This window comes from Mediterraneibacter agrestimuris (assembly GCF_943193195.1).
Classification (GTDB): Bacteria; Bacillota; Clostridia; order Lachnospirales; family Lachnospiraceae; genus Schaedlerella; species Schaedlerella agrestimuris.
The window spans coordinates 107,311-127,346 of the sequence record NZ_CALPDG010000001.1; the positions used below are offsets into that span (position 1 = coordinate 107,311).

The window sequence follows — 20,036 nt, forward strand, 5'->3', positions numbered from 1 at the left end:
GTCAACTCCTTCTTTTTTGTCTCATATTTATTATTTTTTATTATAATGTAAGTTCTTACTTTTTCCAATCCTTTTACTCGTCTTTTTCACCAATTTTCCTCTTTCCTTTTTGTTTACTTTTACGAAAATATCTGTTTTTTCTTTTTATTCTTGACGGTTTCTGAAAAATAGATTATTGTTTATGTAAGCGCTTACATAATTTTGTAAAAGACAAATAAAGAAAGGAATCAGCATGAAGGAATTTATTAAAATCCATCCAAATGACAACGTGGCAGTTGCTCTTCGTTCTTTACCGGCAGGAAAAGAAGAACACCTCTTAGGAGAAACAATTACACTATTTGAGGATATTCCACAGGGACATAAATTTGCACTCCGTTCTCTTAACAAGGGCGAGCAGATCATCAAGTATGGGTGTCCTATTGGTATTCTGACGGAGCCTGCAAAGCCGGGAGCATGGATACACACCCACAATCTGAAAACCGGACTCGGTGATTTGCTTACTTATACTTATGAACCCCAGCTTCCCGAACTTGCCCCCACCGAAACAAAATATTTTCAGGGATACAAAAGAGCCAATGGCAAAACCGGCATCCGCAACGGTATCTGGATTATCCCAACCGTAGGCTGTATCAACAACGTTGCCACAGCTATCGAGCGTCAGGCACAGAAATATGTCTCAGAAAATATTGAAGAAATTGCAGCATTTCCGCATCCTTATGGCTGTTCTCAGATGGGCAGTGACCAGGAACACACCCGTCAGATTCTGGCAGATCTGATTAATCACCCGAACGCAGGTGCCGTCCTCGTTCTTGGGCTTGGCTGTGAAAACAGTAACATTGAAGAATTAAAAAAATATATTGGTGATTATGATCCGCAGCGCGTCCGTTTCCTCGTTGCACAGGAATGTGAAGATGAGATTGCCGAAGCCCTGAATATCATCGAAGATCTGGCGGCTTATGCAGGACAATTTCATCGGGAGCCAATTAGCTGCAGTGAACTGATCATCGGTATGAAATGCGGCGGAAGTGACGGTCTCTCCGGTATTACAGCCAACCCCGTCGTAGGCGGATTCTCCGACAGGCTGATCGCTTGCGGCGGAACAACGATTTTGACAGAGGTTCCAGAAATGTTCGGTGCAGAAACACAATTAATGAATCGCTGTGAAAACGAAGAGCTGTTCAATCAGACCGTTTCATTGATCAATGATTTTAAAAAGTACTTCAAAAGCTATAACCAGACCATCTATGAAAACCCGTCCCCAGGCAACAAAAAAGGCGGTATTTCAACACTGGAGGATAAGTCCCTGGGCTGTACACAAAAGTCTGGAAGCGCAGCGGTAAAAGGCGTGCTCGTTTATGGCGAGCAGGTTCATACCAGAGGACTGAACCTGCTGAGCGCTCCGGGAAATGATTTGGTCGCTTCCACAGCACTGGCTGCTTCCGGCGCGCACATTGTCCTCTTTACAACCGGCCGGGGAACACCTTTTGCCAGTCCTGTACCGACACTGAAGATTTCAACCAACACGGATCTTGCAGAAAAGAAGTCTAACTGGATTGACTTCAACTGCGGAACAATGGTAGAGGGCAAGACATTGGATACACTCTCCGATGAACTGTTTGACTACGTACTTCGCATCGCTTCCGGTGAAAAGGTCAGATCCGAAGCCGCAGGCTTCCATGATATGGCAATCTTCAAACAAGGGGTAACGCTATAAACAAACGCTTGATATATGATATCAATATTGATTATTTGCAGAAAGGACTCAGTAAATCATGAAAAAATTATGCTACCAGACACTAGAAGAAATGCACTATGACGGATATCTTCTCAAAAATGCCCCGGAGCGTGTGCTCCAATTCGGAGAAGGTAATTTTCTCCGTGCATTTGTTGATTACTTTATTGATATGTTAAATGAAAAGACCGGATTCAATTCCAAAGTAGTCCTCTGCCAGCCGATTGCTTCGGGACTTGCCGATATGATCAACGAGCAGGAAGGTCTCTACACCTTATATCTGCGCGGCTTTCAGGGCGGGCAGAAAGTCAACAGCAAAAGAATCATTTCCTGTGTAAGCAGATGCCTGAATCCATATCAGGATTTTGAAGCTCTGTTGAAATGTGCGGAGAATCCAGATTTGCGTTACATCACCTGCAATACAACAGAGGCGGGAATTACCTATAATCCTGAATGTCTATTTACAGATATCCCAGCAGACAGTTATCCCGGGAAACTGACCCAATTTATGTACCGCCGTTTCCAGACCTTTGGTGCAGAGAAAGGAAAAGGATTCGTCATTCTCTCATGCGAGCTGATCGACAACAATGGGGCAGAACTTAAGAAATGCGTCCTTCAATATGCAGAACAGTGGAACTTGGGCGAGGACTTTATCACATGGATTCAGGAAGAAAATATCTTTTGTTCCACATTAGTAGACCGTATCGTAACAGGTTACCCACGCAGCGAAGCAGCTTCTATCAGCGAAGAAAACGGATACATCGACAATCTGATCGATACCGGAGAAATCTTCGGTTTCTGGGTCATTGAAGGGCCAGAATCCTTAAAAGAAGAATTGCCCTTTGAGAAAGCCGGACTTCCGGTACTGATCACCGACGATCACAAGCCATACAAACAACGTAAAGTTCGTATTCTGAACGGTGCACACACCTCTTTCGTATTGGGTGCTTATCTGGCAGGAGAAAATATCGTCCGTGACTGTATGGATAATGAAATCATCTGCGGATTTATGAACAAAACCATTTATAATGAAATCATTCCAACGCTGGCACTTCCGCAGGAAGAACTGGAGAACTTTGCCGCGTCCGTAACCGAACGTTTTAAAAACCCATTTATCGATCATGCTTTGCTTGCAATTTCTTTAAATTCCACCTCCAAGTGGAAAGCACGTGTCATGCCGTCACTAAAAGGTTATCTGAAGAAAACAGGCTCTCTTCCGGCATGTATTACAGCTTCATTTGCATTTTATATCGCTTTCTACAGAGGACAGGATCTGACCGAGGAAGGCATGAAGGCAATCCGCGGCGCTGATACTTATATAATTAGAGACGACCGTTTTGTACTGGAATTTTTTGATGCCCATAAGAATGATGGCACTGCTGCACTGGTACATGCTATCTGCGCCAACAAAGAGTTCTGGGGCGAAGACTTAAGCCTTCTTCCGGGATTCGAGGAAGCAGTAACAGGGTATCTGAAAACAATGGAGGAAAAAGGCGCCTATGAAGTAATGAAGGGGCTCTTGTAATTTACAATCACAGAGATAACCAAATGCAAATAAAAATACAGCAGACAGAACCACACTAGAATCTGTCCGCTGTATTTTTTATACTCTTAAAATCATACTACAATTTAAACCCAAAATATCTCACTGCATTATTGTACGAAATATCTTCCACCATCCTGCCAAGTGCTTTCATATCTTCCGGATATTCTCCATTCTCTACCCAGCCGCCTATCAGCTCGCAGAGAATTCTGCGGAAATATTCATGTCTTGTATAAGACAGAAAGCTTCTGGAATCCGTCAACATTCCGATAAAGTTGCCGAGCAGCCCCAGGTTCGCAAGAGATACCATCTGCTCTGTCATACCCGCCTTGTGATCATTAAACCACCATGCGCTTCCTTGCTGAATCTTACCGACTGCAGAAGAATCCTGGAAACATCCGATAATGGTTCCGATTGCCGCATTGTCGTTCGGATTCAAACTGTAAATAATTGTCTTCGGAAGCTCATCTGTTTCATTCAAAGCATTCAAAAAGTCTGCCATCTGTCCTGACGGTGCATAGTTGTCAATACAATCATACCCGGTATCTGGTCCTAACTGCCCGTAACGAAATACATTATTGTCACGCTTACATCCATAATGAAGCTGCATTGCCCAGCCAAGGCGTGCATATTCTTTTCCTGCAAACATCATAAAGGCTGTCTTAAATTGTAATTCCTCCTCCCTTGTAATTGCTGCCCCGCTCAGACGTTTTACGAACACTGCTTCCACATTTTCATGAGAAGCCGGTGCATACATCACATATTCTAGTGCATGGTCGGATGCGCGGCACCCCATACTGTCAAAAAATACCATTCTCTTTCTCAGCGCTTCCTTTAATTCTTCAAATGTGCGGATTTCCATTTCCGCTGCTGCACCGAGTTTTTTCAGATAATCTACATAATCCGGTTTCTCAATATTCATTGCCTTGTCAGGTCTCCATGCCGGAAGCACCTGTACACCGAAACTTTCATCCTCCGCCAATACCTTGTGCCATTCCAGAGAATCTGCCGGATCGTCTGTTGTACACAGCAACGTAACGCCGGAACGTTTAATAATATTACGCACACTCATCTCTGGCATCTGCAATTGTGCATTGCACAGATTCCATACTTCTTCCGCTGTATCTCCGTTCAAATAACCCTCATATCCAAAATATCTCTGTAGTTCCAAATGACTCCAGTGATAGAGCGGGTTGCCAATCGCCTTTTCCAATGTCTCTGCCCATTTCTGAAATTTCTCACGGTCAGACGCGTCCCCTGTAATATATTTTTCATCTACACCATTGGAGCGCATCTGCCGCCATTTGTAATGATCGCCTCCCAGCCATACCTGTGTAATATTTTCAAATTTTCTGTCCTTCGCAATCTCTTCCGGATTGATATGGCAGTGATAGTCCAGAATCGGTGTCTGTTCTGCATGCTCATGAAATAGTTTCTGTGCAGTTTCCGTGCTAAGCAAGAAATCTTTATCCATAAATTTTTTCATTACTTCCATCTCCTTTTCTTTTACCATTCAGAGTGTTTAAAAGGTCCGTTTCCCGGACCTTTTATATATTTTATACATATCTCATCAGACTCGGCAGCCACAAAGACAATGCCGGAATATAAGTTACCAGCAGCAGTACGATGAAAATTGCCGCAAAATATACAAGCAATTGTTTAAATACAGTCTCAATCTTGACATTTCCTACCCGTACACCAACAAATAATGTTGTTCCCACCGGAGGTGTGATCGTTCCGATACAAAGATTAAAAATCATCATAATACCGAAATGTATTGTATTCATTCCCAGTGCGGTGCATACCGGAAGAAAAATCGGTGTAAAGATCAGACATGCCGGTGTCATATCCATAAATGTCCCCACAAACAAAAGAAGAACATTTATAATCAGCAAAATAATAATCTTGTTATCTGTCAGTCCGAGCAATCCGTTTGAAATTGCTGTGGGGATTCCGGTAAATGCCATTATCCATGACATGATACTGGATACACCGATCAGGAAAATGATGATCCCCGTCATTTCCGCACTCTCTTTGAATATCTGCGGAAGTTCCTTTAATTTAATTGATTTATAGAAGAATAGTGACAGAATCAAACTGTATACAACTGCTACAACAGATCCCTCTGTCGCCGTAAATACGCCAAAGATAATTCCGCCGATCACTATGATGATCAAAAACAGACACGGTATTGCCTGAAGCAGTACCTGAATCGCTTCTTTAAAAGTAAATCTTGCCGTACTTCGATAGTCTCTCTTCTTTGCCATAAAATAAATAACTGCCATACATGCCAGCCCCCAAAGAATTCCCGGGATATATCCTGCCATGAAAAGCGCTGCTACAGATGTTCCTCCGCTAACCAGTGAAAATGTGATCATTACATTACTCGGCGGAACCAAAAGTCCCGTCGGAGCTGTCGCAATGTTTGCAGCAGCGGAGAAGTTGGGATCATACCCCTCTTCTTTCTCAATTGGTCCTATGATAGACCCCATTGCAGAAGCTGCTGCCGTACCAGAACCGGAAATAGCTCCGAACAGCATATTTGCCACTACATTTGTCTGGGCAAGAGCCCCTGGTGTACGCCCTGTTACCAGCTTCGCCAGATTAATCAGACGAACTGCGATACCACCCTTGTTCATAATATTTCCCGCAAGAATAAAGAACGGAATTGCCAGCAATGAAAAAATCGAAATACCGGAAAAGATACGTTGCGCTCCGGTGACAACTGTTGCCTCAAAATTTAATACCGGCAGAATCGCGCAAATTGAGGATACACCGAGCGCAACTGCGATCGGAACTCCGGCAACAAGCATGATTACCAGTAATACTAATATAATCAATCCAGATAATACTGCGATATCCATATGTTTTCTCCTCTCCGGCCATGCCTATTCCTTTGCTTCTCTGTGCGTCTGATCCTCTTCCCCCCGAACCAGATCAATTACATTTAACACACCATACACAACAATCAAAATTCCTGACAGCGGAACAACAGTATATACAATTCCCATCTGGATTCCAAGCGACGCCGTTACCTGTGTCATAGTCAGGTCCATAATACTTACACCGCCGAAAATCAACACAACGACCGCAAATGCGATAATAAGAAGTTCAATAACTGTTTCCAATATCATACGTGCCTTTCCGGTCAGCTTGTCCGCTATAAATCCCATACGCATATGATCTCTTTTTCCAAACACGTAAGCAGATGCAAGCAATGCCATCCATGTAAAGCTATATGTCAAGAGTTCTTCGGACACAGTACTTGGTGTACCGAAGAAATACCGAACAATAATCTGATATGTACCGAGACATACCATGAATGCAAAAATAACAAAACATGCGGTGCTGAGTACCATATCAATTCCTTTACGAAGTCCCTTTAATACCTTCATTGTTTACTCTTCCCCCTTTACATTTGTCTGTACCGCGGGATATTCCGCATTAATTTCCTGAATATGCTCATAAAAATCCTGAATCCTCGGATTCTCTTTTAACATTTCTGCATGTAAAGGCAGTACCTTCTCTTTAAATGCTTCTAAATCTACATCGATAAACTCTACGCCCATATCTTCCTGGGCGATTCGTTTTGCTTCTGCCGCTTGATCATCCCACTCAGCCATCTCCTTCTCCGTGGAAATTCTTGCCGCCTCTTTAAATATTCCAAGCTCCTCATCAGACAGACTCTCCAGAAATTTCAGGTTTGCAATCAACATATCCGGGACCATCTGGTGTTTGTTATAAGAATAATATTTAGCAACTTCTCCGTGCTTATTATTAGTCAATGCCAATTCATTATTCTCCGCGCCTTCAATGACCCCCTGCTGGATCGCCGTATATACTTCGCCAAAGCTCATCGGCGATGCCGCCGCGCCAAATGCCTGCATCATCGCTACACTTGCCGGAGACTGCTGTACACGAATCTTTTTGCCCTTCAAATCCTCCGGTGTATAGATCGGATCTTTTGCATAGAAACTTCTCGTTCCCGCATTGTACCACGTCATAACACGGAACCCCGCCGCATCCGTGGATTCATAAATCTTTTCCATATAATCTGTATCTTCCATAGCCGCGTGATAAGCGTCTTCCGAATCAAACAAATACGGCATACTAAATATTTCATATATGTCCGCAAATGTCTCAAGATTGGCAGTGCCCGCCACTACAAAATCAATCGCACCTGTCTGTGTCAGCTCAATCGCTCTCTGTGCCGCACCGAGAACCTCATTCGGAAAAATCTGCACTTCATATTTATCGCCAAGATTCTCTTCTACATACGCTTTAAACGCAAGCAGCCCCAAATGCTCGGGATGTGTTTCCGACTGGGCATGGGAAATACGAACAATCCGCCTCCCCCCGGTTATACCGCCGCCTGATGAAGAGCATCCTGCCATCCCAAACACCATGCAGATGCAAAAAGCGACTGATAACAGTTGTTTCACTTTCTTCATGTTACTCCTTCCTTTCCTCTTTTTTAATATCAGCATTACCATTTCTCCTGGTAATGTAAGCACTTACAAACCGTATTATAGACAGGCATTATCAGAAAGTCAACAGCCGAAAAAAACTTCGGAATCTTATACAATTTACGCCCCCTTTTTCTCACCAAACCAGCTTATTTTTTGTGCAATTTTCCAGTTTTAAGTACCTTTTTTCCATTATCATTTCTTTCTTTATTTGTTTATGTAAATACTTACATATGAAGTGATGAAAGCATATAGATACTGGCAAATCTGCTCCCTTTATGGTACACTCAAGACATGATAAATAAAAAGGAGTGTTGCCCCATGACTGTAATCCGCCCTTTCCGCGGGATCCGGCCGGAAGACGAACTTGCCGCCGCAATCGCCGCGCTTCCTTATGACGTATACAACCGCGCAGAAGCAAAAGAAGTGGTTCAGAACAATTCGTTCTCATTTTTAAAGATCGACCGGGCAGAGACCCAGTTTCCCGGCGAATTCGATATGTATTCCGAGGAAGTCTATGCACGCGCACGCGATACATTTCTGAATATGCAAAAAGATGGATCTTTTGTCCGTGATGAATCAAACTGCTTTTATCTCTATGCCTTGACGATGAACGGACGCACACAGACAGGAATTGTCGGCTGCGCAGCCATTGACGATTATCTGGACGGTACGATCCGCAGGCATGAAAACACCCGTGCGGAAAAAGAAACGGACCGGATCCGCCACATAGACACCTTAGACGCCCAGACAGGACCAATATTTCTTGCCTATCGCCAAAATCCGGCATTACACACCTTAACTGAGCAATTAAAATCTGGTACACCAATTTATGACTTTATAAGCGAAGATGGCATCCGCCATCAGGTCTGGAAAATATCAGATTCCAAAACTTGCCGGGAAATCACTCAGCTTTTTGAAAACATCGGTCATGTATATATCGCAGACGGACATCACCGCGCAGCCTCTGCGGTAAAAGTTGGTTTAAAACGCCGAGAATCTCATCCAGACTATGATGGAAGTGAAGAATTTAACTATTTCCTGTCGGTACTTTTCCCTGCAGATGAATTAAAAATCTTTGACTATAACCGGGTTATAGAAGATATGAACGGGTATACAGCAGATGAATTATCAGAGTCGCTGCTGAAAGATTTCCATGTAAATATGATACAAGAGACCACAGGCTTTAATGACTCTTCTGCCAGCACATACAGTCTCTGCCGCCCTTCTGCCAAAGGTGAATTCTCCATGTACTGCGAAGGAACATGGTATAAATTGACAGCAAAACCACATCTATATAAAAAAGACCCTGTAGACAGCTTGGATGTATCCATTCTGCAAAACACGATTCTCTGCCCTCTGCTCGGTATCAAAGATCCCAAAACAGATTCCCGTATCCGTTTTGTCGGTGGAATCCGGGGGTTAAAAGAATTGGTACACCTTGCAGACGCGAAACCGGGACGGATCGCATTTGCCATGTATCCGACTTCCATGGACGAATTACTTGCCGTTGCAGATGCCGGCAGACTTATGCCGCCAAAGTCCACATGGTTTGAACCAAAACTGCGGAGCGGACTGTTTATTCACACATTTGCTGATGAATATAACGACAGACATTGACAGAAAAGGATTCCCGTGTTTAAATTGATATAATTGATAAAAGGAGATGTAACAACATGGAACGTAATGCCCTTTGCTGGTGTGGAAGCGGAAAAAAATATAAAAAATGTCATATGCAGATTGAAGAGAAAATCCAGCTGCATAAAGCCAACGGTGAAATAGTTCCCCCCAGGAAAATCCTAAAAACACCTTATCAGATTGAAATGATCAAAAAAAGCGCGGCGCTCAACACCGCTGTTCTTGATGCAGTCGCAGAAAAAATCTGTATCGGCATGAGTACGGCAGAAATTGACCGTATCGTATATGACTACACAACAAAGCATGGCGGAATTCCGGCTCCCCTGAACTATCAAGGTTTCCCGAAAAGTGTATGTACTTCTCTTAACAATGAAGTCTGCCACGGAATTCCAGATGAAAATATCATTTTACAGGAAGGGGATATCGTTAACGTTGACGTATCTACCATTCTGGACGGGTTTTACTCCGACGCCTCCCGCATGTTCACGATGGGTAAAATTTCCGAACGTGCACAGCGCATTATCAAAGTAACCGAAGAATGTGTGCAACGCGGACTTGCTGCGGCAAAACCATGGGGACACTTGGGTGATATTGCAGACGCCATCAACTCCCATGCACAGGCAAATGGCTATTCTGTTGTAGAAGACATCGGAGGACATGGTATCGGTCTTGATTTCCATGAAGAACCGTTTGTCAGCTATGTCACGCCAAAAGGAAGTGAGATGCTCCTTGTACCGGGTATGATGTTCACCATAGAGCCGATGATCAACGAAGGCAGCCCGGACTTCTTCGTAGACGAAGATAATGACTGGACTGTTTACACTATTGATGACGGACTTTCCGCCCAGATTGAGTATATGGTACTTGTTAAAGAAGACGGTATTGAAGTATTGACGAAATAAATAAGCCAAAACAGGAGACAGTAACTAACCGTCTCCTTTCGCACCCGCACCACAGGATAGATTTTAAATTTTAGCACTTTAAAAATATGCGCCGTCAGGCGCACCACGCAGAAGGGGGTGGCCACGTCAAAACGTGACCACCCCCTTCTGTACTAGAATTCTAAAACACCCTCAAATTCTTTACGACTTATACAAATAGTTTGTCTGCTATTTCTGCAATATTATCGTATTTTTCAATATTACATAAAATATCAATCCACTCCTGAGCCTTTTCCGGACTCATCACGTGGGATACCTGAATTTTAAATCGTTCAACAAACTGCTCTCTGTCCATCATGTTTGCCGGATGTCCCAGCGGGCAATCCAAAGACTCCTGATATACCTTACCGTCCTTTGTACGGATGATCACAGTCTTCATCGGGAAAGTTCCATGTCTGAACATATCGAAGGATTTCATGAGCTCATGAGGTTTAGAATCACTTCCGTGAACCTTTTTAGCCAGTTCCAATACTCTTGGATTTACCAGATTATCCTCTGAATACCAGTTTGCGCTTGGATCCGGATCACAAATCATTGCTGCCAGCGCAAATGGAACACTAAACTGTGCCAGCATCATGGAATCATAACCATTTTCAGACAAAGCCATTCTTCCATTTGTCGGCGGATCAAGAATGACTTCTTCTACATCCTCTGCAGTTATGTTATACTTTGTAATCAAGTTGTAAGTAATTTCCAATGGCGTCTGCAGCCACATATTTGCAGGCCAGTGCTTCATCAGAGTTTCCATTGTCAGGTATTTCTTACCCAAATCTTTGGTGTACCATTCCGGACGCTGTTCTTCTGTAAGATGGAAGCCGAAGGAATATTGATCATCAAAGCAGTCCATTGCCTTATCAATACCAATCTGTGCAAGCTCTGCTGCTGCCACACCATCTTTAGAGCGGATACCATGTTCATAGTGATAGAGACTGGACATCGTGCTGTGCGCCAATACACACGTAATCGGTGTACATGCTGCTGAAATGCCGAGTGCCTGATTAATCTGCTCGCTATTCAGTCCTAAGAGCTTACATGCAGGAACTGTTGCTCCATAAATCTGCCAGCTGGTAAGCCCCCAGCCCTTAAACACATCCCAGTCTGCAGGTGGTTGAACAGCCATAGCAATTCTCTGGTATACTTCAAATCCGGCTACAATTGCTGTTAGGAAGTCTTTTCCGCTCTTTCCTTCAGCCTGTGCAATTGCCCAAGCGGTAGGAATAATACTTGCAGACGGATGCCCTGTCCAAGAGCAGTCCTCCCAGTCTAAAACATCTGCAATTGTACCGTTTACAAGAACCGCATTAGATGGGCTGAGTTTTGTTCCGCTGATCCAGGAAGTTGCCTTTCCGCCCTCTCCGCCATTTAATGCTTTTGCAAGTTTTAAAACATTCTCAGCAATCGGGGATTCTTTTGCCGCCAATGAAACCGCAATAGTCTGCAGTGCGATCATCTTCGCACGCTCAAGTACCTCGTCTGGTATCTGATCATATGTAATCTTCTCCAAATACTCAGATAATACCTGTGTGTAGTTTGTGTCAACTTTGTTTACTCTAAATCCCATGTGAAAATTCCTCCTTTTTATTTTTCAAAGAGCTGTCCCAGTCCCAAATCGTCCTGAATGCCCATTCTTCTAAGTGCGTACCACAGCGTTGCCTGAACACTTGTGATCGTCTGTTTTTTCATATCCCGCTCAATCAAAGGAACATCCTTCAAAAAGCACAATCCTGTACAGCTTACAAATACGGTATCTGCCTTTGACCGTTCAAGGCTTCTGGTAATACGGTAAATATCATCCACATTTACCGTTGGAATCCTGCATGAGTCTGTGATTCCAAGTCCCTGAATTTCTGTCACCTCATAGCCGCTGTCCTCTAAGAATTTCTTCTCAATTTCATTGACTGCATCACAATACGGCGTTGAAATTGCAACTTTTTTTGCATTCATCGCCTCAAGTGCGGCAGTCACAGCAGTCGTAGTTGTGATGCATGGAACCCCCGACACTTCTTCCATCTGGTGAATCAACTTTTGATCATACCCATGCCCTTTTATAAGGCTTCCGGATGTACAGCCAAAAACAATCAGATCCGGCTTCGCAGTCGCCAGCACCTTAGCCGCCTCAGTAACCCGCTCTTCCATAGCTCCCAGACCTTTTTCATCCACACTTTCCAGTAAAATCCTTGTTGTTAATGTTGCTACCCCCTCTGGCGCAAACCGATTGAAATCATTTTCAATCGAGGGGGATGTAGCCGGAGAAATCAACCCGATTTTGCCGCGCCAACCATAATACATGTATTACTCCTCCTTTCTTAAACCTTATTACTTCTAATACATTTTTCAGGTTTTATTTTTTATTTATACTCTTATTAGCAATTCTTGTGCCAACTTATATTTCTCTAAAAAAACAGGCGATTTTCCTTAATTTTAAGGATAAACCGCCGTTATCAAATCAATTTATCAAGATTATTCTCAACAACATCAAGATTCTATATCACTTCTCAGCAAAAAACTTGTGAATATACAGTTCTTCTGTAGATATGCCGATACGTTTCAATGCGGCATACATCAAAATCTGATTGGACGGCAGAATGGGAACGTCCGTCATCTGCTCTAACTTTTCTGTCAGTTTAAAAAACTGTACAGCCGGACTGTCTAAAATCACTGCCTGTGCACCCGAAAAATCAATCTGGCTTATTTTTTCCAAAACAGCCTCGGTGTCTATCATATCCACCTGATTTGTTCTTCCCTCAAAATTGTCAACAATATTGACAATCTTTATAATATTAATGTCGTTTTTCCCGAAAAAATATCGTTCAAGAAGCCCAAACTCAGTTCCCAACAGGCAGACCATGATAATCTCCCGGCATCCCAGCTTTTTTAACAGTTTTATCGCCTCCACTGCCGGAGACAGCACTGGAACTCCACTCTGCTGCTCTAATGGGTTTGTCATTCGTTCCCCCTTGATACAGCTTCCCGACATACTGGTAATGGTTATTACACTGGGATTACTTACCATAATTGTCTCCACCGCTTCCGGAAGACGGGAAATCATTTCCTGAACTCCGTCATAGGTGACATTCTTTATCGCCAGCCTTGTTGTCACAATATGCACATCATTTGGCAGACATTCGTGAAATTCTTTTTCTGTAACAAAGCTGGAATGTGTAATCAGTCCGATTACCGGCTTAATCTTGTCCTTCATAATTATTTCGCCTCCTGCTTTATATATCGTTCCAGAGTCTCATCGAAAGACTGGTGTCCGTCCACTATAAAATGATTCTCATCGGGATTCACCATAATCTCATCCAGCACACGGCTTTTTCCTTCGTATTTCACAAAAATACCCTGCTGAATACCACTGCTGATATGATGAAACTTGATACGAATCATATCCTCTTTTTCTGAAATATAATTAAAATAAACCTTAGCGCAGGTAAGCCGGATATCAGACTCCAATTGTCCTATATTAGCAACACACTTATAATGAACAAGTATATCAATAATATCCCTGCTCAAATGTATCCTCTGCTTTATCTTCTGGGCTTCTTTCCATAAAAAATAAAATACCAGGATCAGCCGCTCCTTCACAGACCTCTCTGCTAACGATGGCAGCAAAATGTGAACCGACACACGCCGGAGGAATGTATTGAGCATGCAGTCCTCCAATGTCTCTGTGGTTGCACCGATGAGCCGCAGATTCACTCTGCGCTCCTTCCCTGTCTCTCCCATTCGCTTGAATTCCCCTTTGTCAATCAGGAAAAATAATTTTTCCTGTCCTTCCGGCGAAAGTCTGTGAATTTCATCTAAGAAGAGGATTCCCTCGTCCGCCAGCTCCACAAGCCCCGGCATATCCTTATCAGCTCCTGTATAAGCGCCTTTTACATAACCAAAGAGCTGAGACATTAAAAGTTGAGGATTATCCGCATAGTTGGCACAGTTAAACGTTACCATTGGTGCATCCTTTTTTAAAATGCCGCATTTTCTGGCATAGTCATGCATGCAGTATGCAAATTGACTTTTCCCTACTCCGGTAGGCCCTGTAATCAATACATGAAGCCCGTTGGGCGGGTAGATAATTGCCGCCTTGGCTGTTTCTAATAGAAGAAACCAGACTGCCTTCCGCTCCTACCAGGGAATCAAACAGAGAATCTGTATCCGCCCGTCCTATTTCTGTCCAGGATGCTTCTTTCTCCTTCTCTTTTCCCACCTCTTGAAGTGATATTTTTTTATTTTCAATTTCAGGAATCAGATATTTCTTTAATTCTTCCTTTCCCGAAAACTCATTAACCATAAGTGTCCGTCCCAGCTTTTCCTCCAGTAAAGGGAGCGAAAGGTAAAGCACCGGCCGACCAGAGACCCGCACCAGAAGCCCTTGCTTAAACAACGTCTTAAGCTCCGTGCTCAGATTATTGAGAGAAATCCCTGTCATAGAGGAAAATGAAGCTATCGTCACCCTTTGTATTGATTCTTCAAATCGAGACAAATCAAATTCTTTTGTAGCCGATTCCACTGCCTGCAGTACCTTATTAATCCGTTTCATAATACGATTCCCCTTTGCAAATGAACTTCTCCCTTAATCGTAATATTAAATCTCCAGAATCGTGCCGATTCCTTTTTCCTTAGCTCTTGTATAAGCGATATTGGCACATGCAACGTCGAATGCTCCCATACCCATGTGAGAGTAGATCAGAATTTCTTCATCATTCTCACGTCCTGCCTTTTTTCCACTTAAAAGCTCCGGAATATCCGAATATACCATGCTTTCGTCCAACTTGATGCCATGGGTCAAGTCAGAACTTGTAGTATAGTGCAGTAAGTCCTCCTGCCACATCCCTATTACCCACTTATCAGCCAGTCTGACAACTTCCGGATCTATATCCTGAAAGCCATTAATAGCAATCACCGTCATTCCCGGCTTAACCCAATCCTTCTCTACTAAAATTTCACAACTGCTGCTGCAGGTCATAAGAATATCGCAGCCCTCCACTGCTTCTTTTACAGTGGAACATACTTTAAATTCCACTCCACTTTCGCTGTACATCTGAGCGATCACTTCACAGGCTGCCGGATAAGCATCGTATAAACGAATTTCCTCCAAACTCTTAAACTCTTCCAGGAAACCACCTACACCGTTACACCCCTGACCCCCGCAGCCTATCACCGACAGTATCTTCGGATCCTTTTTCACCAGACAACGTGCACCAATTACACCATGACCGCCTGCTGTGCGCATAGTAGTAATATTCGTCGCACTGACTACCGCCAAAGGCGAGCCGGTTTCTGTGTCATTAACCAGTACTAAATTTCCGTGACTAAACGGGTATCCTTCTGCCGGCTGGTTGTAGATATTGATCCATTTCAAACCTAATACCTTCTCCTGCGGTATGCTGACGGGCATTGCGATAAAGCGGTTTGGTTTGCCGTCTCCTGTTGACAAGAAGCTATTCTGCCCAAGCACAACGCTCTCTTCTCCCGCCTGGCGGAAAATCTTCTCAACTGTATCTATGACATCTCTTCTGCTGAGCACTGACTCTACATCGGCTGAACTTAAATATAATAATTCTTTCTTTTCCATTTATCTATTCTCCTTTTCTGGTATTTCCTTTTATTCTTGATCCTTAACCACCAAACCCCCGCCATCCGGATCATCACTCCAAACAGCGAGGGTTTGCTATCATAAAATATTATCAGCCTGTACTTGCTGTCAGGTCTTTTTTCGTTTTTTTCCTGTCATTCTCAGATACTCTGCATCCCAGTCATAGGAAGGCGGCAGAAGAAGATTGGGATTATTCTGAATATCATGATCATATACATAGCCCCAGTCCTCAAGTGTCTGATCCTCTACGGCAACAGTTACATGCTCTGTTCCGCAATCTAATACCCGTCCCAGTTCTGCCTGCAATGCTTTTGCAAGTCTCCGCTTAGTATCCTCATCCCGGCCTTCAAACAATTTTACTGTAATGTGCGGCATAATCGTTCTCTCCTACAGCTTAAACAATCTTCCAAGTCCCATATCATCCTTGATGCCAAGCTCTCGAAGTGTTGCCCACCAGGTTGCCTGATTGCTTGTAATCACCGTTTTTCCGAAATCCTGTTCCATCATAGGCACCGCATCTATAATCCCCAGTCCCGTACAGCTAACAAAAATAGTATCTGCTTCCGGCACATCTATCTCTTTAGTAAGATTATACATCATATCCGGAGTAACCTTCGGCATCAACAGCGGATCCTTATAACCAAGCCCTTTAATTGCTAACACTTTAAATCCATTGTCCTCCAGGAACTTTTTTTCTACTTGGTCCACTTCTTCTGAGTAGGGAGTGGTAACAACCAGTTTCTTTGCTCCGACTGCCTTCAATGCCCGAACAAGAGCCGTGGACGTTGTCATTGCCTTTTTGACACCAGAAGCTGCTTTGATCTGTTCGCATAATTCCAGATCATAGCCATACCCTCTGATCAAACTTCCCGTCGTACATGGGAACACAATAATATCCTGTCCGGCTTTTCCCAACAGAGCAGCTCCCTCCGTCACACGCTGACTCATTTCATATAATCCATCCGGATCAACCCGTTCAAACAGAATACGAGTCGTATTGATTGTTACACCTTCCGGCAAATACTTATGATATTCGTGTTCCGGTGCCGACCCTGTATGAGGAAATACAAGTCCTACTTTTCCGCGCCAACCATAATACATCGTTTATTCTCCTTTCTGTCTGAAAATATTATAAATTATTTCAGCAATTCTCCAAATGCTGCCATATTTTCAACATTCTCAATGTTCAGTACAAAATCAATCAGCTTTTCAATGGTTTCATCACTGTAATACCGTCCTGCGTTCATGCGGAACAGCTCTATAAATTCCTCGCGAGACAACATATTCTTCGGATGTCCCTTATGGTAACGCATACTCTCCTCATACACCTTGCCGTCTTTTGTTGTGATAGTAACTGTCTTCTCAGGATGACTTCCGCTCTGGAATACATTGAAAGAATGAGTCAGAGTGTCCTCTGGATCCTTGCCGCCTTTCACACGTTTTGCCAGCTCCATGATACGCGGATCTTTGAATTTATCCGGTGTAAACCAGTTCGGATTCGGAGTCGGGTCTAACAGGTAACTTGCAATAACAAATGGTGTGCTGAACTGTGCTTCCATCAGAGAAGAATATCCGTTTTCCGGGCAATGCATACGGTACTGGATCGGCGGATTGATTACAATTTCCTCGATATCCTCCGGCTTAATACCATATTTCTTTGTCATATTTGCAACAAGCTCTACCGGATTCTGCACCCACATGTTTGCAGGCCAGTGCTTGATCAGGATTTCCATAATCATAAACTGATCCATATCCTTGTTCAGCCAGCTGCGGTCTACCACATCGGTCAGCTGCTCGCAGTAACCATACGGAATGTCAAAACATCCCTGCATATTAGCAATACCATATTTTGCGCACAGTGCAGCCTCGAGTCCGCTCTGCGATACCTGTCCCCATTGATAGTGATATGCATTGGACATAGTTGCCTGCTGCATATTAGACGGCATTTCTGCGAAATGACAGGATAAACCAAATGCTTTATCAATCTGTGTTGCATCCAATCCCATCAGCTTGGCAGCGGCAGTTGTAGCAGCCCAAATATTCCAGTTGGCGATCGCCCATCCCTGGCTGTGGTCAAAGTCGGGACCTGGCTGTACTGCCATAGAAACCCTCATACATACTTCAAAACAAGCAATAAGCGCCGCCAGATATTCCTTACCTGTTGAATGCTGATCCTCTGCTACCGCAACCGCTACTGGAACAGCGCTTGCAGAAGGATGCCCCGTCCATGAGCAATCTTCCCAGTCCAGAATATCTGAAATTGTTCCATTTACAAACACCGCATTCGCCGGTGAAAGTTTTTCTCCTGTTGTCCATACAGTTGCGCTTCCGCCAATTCCGTTGTTCAACTCACTTCCGACTTTTACTGCATTCTGCGCCAGTTCATCATTCTTAGCTGCCAGCGTTACACCAAGGGTATGCAGTGTCATCAGCTTTGCCCGCTCAATTACTTCGGCAGGAATCTTGTCGTAGGTCAGGTTTGCCGCATACTCGGCTAAAACCTCTGTGTAATTCGTTCCATTGTTCTTAAAATAACTCATAACAATATACCTCCTCTTAAATTATCTTTTTATGAACTATGTTCATAATTTTCCATATCTGACCGTTTCATTTCTTACAAGGATTTTTCTGTCCCAACTATTAGTTAGCATTTAAAAAATAGCGTTTATCAGACAGAAGTATGGAATACCCAAAATAATATATATCAGGCAGGCAACACCCGTATGTGATATGATCATTTTTGCATCCAATTCTTTTTGTCCATAGCACAATGCGGAGAGTGCAGATGCACCCGGGAACATCAGTCCAAGGCTGGCACTGTAAATAATAACGATACCTAAAAGCCCCATATCTGCTCCCATCTGTTTTCCAAGCGGAACTGTGATCGCTATCAGGAACAATGCAACTCCTGTGTTGCTTCCCAAATTTGTCAAAACCAGAGTTACGATCAGGATAAAGGAAATCAATATCGGGATACTTGCGTTTGCAAAAAGCGGGTTCAGGATATTTGCAAACAGCTCCAGAATTCCGGTAGCGTCAGAAGTCAACGCATTTGCAATTGGAATAGCCGCTGCACAGATCAGGATCGGCTCCCAACGAACACCTACCTGAGATACCTTAGCAAAGTCCATCAGAGGCTCTCCATCCATTTTCACGAGACATAATACAGCAATGATCAATGCATAAATACCTGCTGTTGTAAATTTCTGGTTGATAATCTGTACAATTGCCATTTCTGCCGGCAATACAGAAGCTATCAAAGTAATCACCATAATGAAAATGAAAGTTCCTAAGTAGATTCCCTGTACCTTGGTCATACTCTTCTGGCTGGATGCCAGTACGCTTGCGTCAAAATCAGCCAGTTTGGAGAAATCATGTTTAAAAATATACTTCATTGCCAGTACACACAGGAAAATGATAATAATTCCAATCAGCAGTGCTGAGAAGATGAACAGCGGATAATTAGCCGGTGCTCCAACTGCTGCTGTATATGCATTACACAAGGCAAGCTGCCAACCCTTAAACGGAACACAAAATTCACCAAGTCCGCAAGCCATAGCCATGTAAATTTTTAAAGCTTTTATAAAGGATGAATTCTCATCATACCCTACAATCTCTGCCAGATTCTGAATAACATTCCACGCCAGCAAGATAACGCCGATGGAAATTGTCATAATAGAAGAAACAAAGAAGCCCACGAAAAACATAAATGTAAACAGAATCGGTCTTCCTTTCAGGAATGGACGGCTGATAATCCATCTTGCAATATACTCGCCAAGTCCGCAGGCTGTAACACCACCTGCTAAAAGCATGAACATCAACACCTGCCATACCACAGAACTACCCAAACTTAAAGCTATTGCTTCATTTACTGTACAGTAACCACTCATACCCAGAGCTACGATTCCCATCAGGGCCGGCCATGCAAGACCCACTGTTGACCACAAAAACAGTACTGAAATAAAGATTCCGAGAACCTTCATACCAACCGGAGTCAGCGGCTCAATTGGTGTAAGCATACCAAAACCAAACATGAAGAATAGTCCGATCAACGTATATATCCAATACTTAAGGTCTTTTTTATTTGCTTTTGCTGCAGTATTCATTTTTATCCTCCTTTGTA

General features: G+C 43.4%; 18 protein-coding genes. 4 read left to right on the plus strand and 14 right to left on the minus strand.

The features are described from left to right. Nucleotides 1-232: 232 nt before the first annotated feature. Nucleotides 233-1,714, plus strand: a complete 1,482-nt coding sequence (locus tag NFS18_RS00520) for a UxaA family hydrolase (RefSeq protein WP_251386605.1) — start codon at nucleotides 233-235, stop codon at nucleotides 1,712-1,714. Between the two features lie 58 nt (nucleotides 1,715-1,772). Continuing rightward, nucleotides 1,773-3,257 (plus strand): tagaturonate reductase, encoded by a 1,485-nt coding sequence (locus NFS18_RS00525; protein ID WP_251386607.1) that lies wholly within the window; start codon nucleotides 1,773-1,775, stop codon nucleotides 3,255-3,257. Nucleotides 3,258-3,354: 97 nt separating this feature from the next. Here NFS18_RS00525 and uxaC read toward each other — a convergent pair whose 3' ends face one another. From uxaC to NFS18_RS00545, 4 genes are all read right to left on the minus strand, one after another. Beyond that, nucleotides 3,355-4,761, minus strand: a complete 1,407-nt coding sequence (gene uxaC, locus NFS18_RS00530; protein ID WP_251386609.1) for a glucuronate isomerase — start codon at nucleotides 4,759-4,761, stop codon at nucleotides 3,355-3,357. 70 nt (nucleotides 4,762-4,831) lie between these two features. After that, the gene (locus tag NFS18_RS00535) at nucleotides 4,832-6,139 is read right to left on the minus strand and encodes a TRAP transporter large permease (protein ID WP_251386611.1); all 1,308 of its coding nucleotides are present in this window, start codon (nucleotides 6,137-6,139) and stop codon (nucleotides 4,832-4,834) included. A 24-nt stretch (nucleotides 6,140-6,163) separates the two neighbouring features. After that, complete coding sequence (locus tag NFS18_RS00540; RefSeq protein ID WP_251386612.1) at nucleotides 6,164-6,670, minus strand: TRAP transporter small permease; 507 nt, start codon at nucleotides 6,668-6,670, stop codon at nucleotides 6,164-6,166. Between the two features lie 3 nt (nucleotides 6,671-6,673). Then, nucleotides 6,674-7,726, minus strand: coding sequence for a TRAP transporter substrate-binding protein (locus tag NFS18_RS00545; RefSeq protein WP_251386614.1), 1,053 nt, complete (start codon nucleotides 7,724-7,726; stop codon nucleotides 6,674-6,676). 336 nt (nucleotides 7,727-8,062) lie between these two features. On the opposite strand from NFS18_RS00545, the gene NFS18_RS00550 reads away from it, so the two are divergent. Together NFS18_RS00550 and NFS18_RS00555 are read left to right on the plus strand one after the other, a co-directional pair. Further along, entirely contained in the window at nucleotides 8,063-9,361 is a 1,299-nt protein-coding gene (locus NFS18_RS00550) for a DUF1015 domain-containing protein (RefSeq protein WP_251386616.1), read from the plus strand. A 56-nt stretch (nucleotides 9,362-9,417) separates the two neighbouring features. Beyond that, nucleotides 9,418-10,281, plus strand: coding sequence for a methionyl aminopeptidase (locus NFS18_RS00555; protein ID WP_251386619.1), 864 nt, complete (start codon nucleotides 9,418-9,420; stop codon nucleotides 10,279-10,281). Nucleotides 10,282-10,468: 187 nt separating this feature from the next. Here the strand turns inward: NFS18_RS00555 and NFS18_RS00560 are convergent, their stop codons facing one another. The 10 genes from NFS18_RS00560 to NFS18_RS00605 form a co-directional block, all read right to left on the minus strand. Further along, nucleotides 10,469-11,881, minus strand: coding sequence for an MmgE/PrpD family protein (locus NFS18_RS00560; RefSeq protein WP_251386621.1), 1,413 nt, complete (start codon nucleotides 11,879-11,881; stop codon nucleotides 10,469-10,471). Between the two features lie 17 nt (nucleotides 11,882-11,898). Next, nucleotides 11,899-12,609 carry a maleate cis-trans isomerase family protein gene (locus NFS18_RS00565; protein ID WP_251386623.1) on the minus strand — a complete coding sequence of 237 codons (711 nt, stop codon included), beginning with the start codon at nucleotides 12,607-12,609 and terminating at the stop codon, nucleotides 11,899-11,901. A gap of 199 nt (nucleotides 12,610-12,808) precedes the next feature. After that, complete coding sequence (locus NFS18_RS00570) at nucleotides 12,809-13,519, minus strand: aspartate racemase/maleate isomerase family protein (RefSeq protein WP_251386624.1); 711 nt, start codon at nucleotides 13,517-13,519, stop codon at nucleotides 12,809-12,811. Between the two features lie 2 nt (nucleotides 13,520-13,521). Further along, a complete protein-coding gene (locus NFS18_RS00575) occupies nucleotides 13,522-14,364 on the minus strand; it encodes a sigma 54-interacting transcriptional regulator (protein WP_251386625.1) in 843 nt (280 codons plus the stop codon). Beyond that, nucleotides 14,309-14,857, minus strand: coding sequence for a hypothetical protein (locus NFS18_RS00580; RefSeq protein WP_251386626.1), 549 nt, complete (start codon nucleotides 14,855-14,857; stop codon nucleotides 14,309-14,311). The genes NFS18_RS00575 and NFS18_RS00580 overlap by 56 nt, the downstream gene beginning before the upstream one ends. 45 nt (nucleotides 14,858-14,902) lie before the next feature. Beyond that, the gene (locus NFS18_RS00585; RefSeq protein WP_251386627.1) at nucleotides 14,903-15,892 is read right to left on the minus strand and encodes an ornithine cyclodeaminase family protein; all 990 of its coding nucleotides are present in this window, start codon (nucleotides 15,890-15,892) and stop codon (nucleotides 14,903-14,905) included. 129 nt (nucleotides 15,893-16,021) lie between these two features. Continuing rightward, a complete protein-coding gene (locus NFS18_RS00590) occupies nucleotides 16,022-16,288 on the minus strand; it encodes a tautomerase family protein (protein WP_251386628.1) in 267 nt (88 codons plus the stop codon). Between the two features lie 12 nt (nucleotides 16,289-16,300). After that, the gene (locus NFS18_RS00595) at nucleotides 16,301-17,014 is read right to left on the minus strand and encodes a maleate cis-trans isomerase family protein (protein ID WP_251386630.1); all 714 of its coding nucleotides are present in this window, start codon (nucleotides 17,012-17,014) and stop codon (nucleotides 16,301-16,303) included. Between the two features lie 35 nt (nucleotides 17,015-17,049). Beyond that, entirely contained in the window at nucleotides 17,050-18,453 is a 1,404-nt protein-coding gene (locus NFS18_RS00600) for an MmgE/PrpD family protein (protein WP_251386632.1), read from the minus strand. 111 nt (nucleotides 18,454-18,564) lie between these two features. Continuing rightward, the gene (locus NFS18_RS00605; protein ID WP_251386633.1) at nucleotides 18,565-20,019 is read right to left on the minus strand and encodes an SLC13 family permease; all 1,455 of its coding nucleotides are present in this window, start codon (nucleotides 20,017-20,019) and stop codon (nucleotides 18,565-18,567) included. Nucleotides 20,020-20,036: the final 17 nt, after the last annotated feature.

What these genes read in the sequence shown, in the direction of transcription:
- NFS18_RS00520 (WP_251386605.1), top strand. Translation starts at nt 233, where the DNA reads ATGAAGGAATTTATTAAAATCCATCCAAATGACAACGTGGCAGTTGCT.
- NFS18_RS00525 (WP_251386607.1), top strand. Translation starts at nt 1,773, where the DNA reads ATGAAAAAATTATGCTACCAGACACTAGAAGAAATGCACTATGACGGA.
- uxaC (WP_251386609.1), bottom strand. Translation starts at nt 4,761, where the DNA reads ATGAAAAAATTTATGGATAAAGATTTCTTGCTTAGCACGGAAACTGCA.
- NFS18_RS00535 (WP_251386611.1), bottom strand. Translation starts at nt 6,139, where the DNA reads ATGGATATCGCAGTATTATCTGGATTGATTATATTAGTATTACTGGTA.
- NFS18_RS00540 (WP_251386612.1), bottom strand. Translation starts at nt 6,670, where the DNA reads ATGAAGGTATTAAAGGGACTTCGTAAAGGAATTGATATGGTACTCAGC.
- NFS18_RS00545 (WP_251386614.1), bottom strand. Translation starts at nt 7,726, where the DNA reads ATGAAGAAAGTGAAACAACTGTTATCAGTCGCTTTTTGCATCTGCATG.
- NFS18_RS00550 (WP_251386616.1), top strand. Translation starts at nt 8,063, where the DNA reads ATGACTGTAATCCGCCCTTTCCGCGGGATCCGGCCGGAAGACGAACTT.
- NFS18_RS00555 (WP_251386619.1), top strand. Translation starts at nt 9,418, where the DNA reads ATGGAACGTAATGCCCTTTGCTGGTGTGGAAGCGGAAAAAAATATAAA.
- NFS18_RS00560 (WP_251386621.1), bottom strand. Translation starts at nt 11,881, where the DNA reads ATGGGATTTAGAGTAAACAAAGTTGACACAAACTACACACAGGTATTA.
- NFS18_RS00565 (WP_251386623.1), bottom strand. Translation starts at nt 12,609, where the DNA reads ATGTATTATGGTTGGCGCGGCAAAATCGGGTTGATTTCTCCGGCTACA.
- NFS18_RS00570 (WP_251386624.1), bottom strand. Translation starts at nt 13,519, where the DNA reads ATGAAGGACAAGATTAAGCCGGTAATCGGACTGATTACACATTCCAGC.
- NFS18_RS00580 (WP_251386626.1), bottom strand. Translation starts at nt 14,857, where the DNA reads ATGAAACGGATTAATAAGGTACTGCAGGCAGTGGAATCGGCTACAAAA.
- NFS18_RS00585 (WP_251386627.1), bottom strand. Translation starts at nt 15,892, where the DNA reads ATGGAAAAGAAAGAATTATTATATTTAAGTTCAGCCGATGTAGAGTCA.
- NFS18_RS00590 (WP_251386628.1), bottom strand. Translation starts at nt 16,288, where the DNA reads ATGCCGCACATTACAGTAAAATTGTTTGAAGGCCGGGATGAGGATACT.
- NFS18_RS00595 (WP_251386630.1), bottom strand. Translation starts at nt 17,014, where the DNA reads ATGTATTATGGTTGGCGCGGAAAAGTAGGACTTGTATTTCCTCATACA.
- NFS18_RS00600 (WP_251386632.1), bottom strand. Translation starts at nt 18,453, where the DNA reads ATGAGTTATTTTAAGAACAATGGAACGAATTACACAGAGGTTTTAGCC.
- NFS18_RS00605 (WP_251386633.1), bottom strand. Translation starts at nt 20,019, where the DNA reads ATGAATACTGCAGCAAAAGCAAATAAAAAAGACCTTAAGTATTGGATA.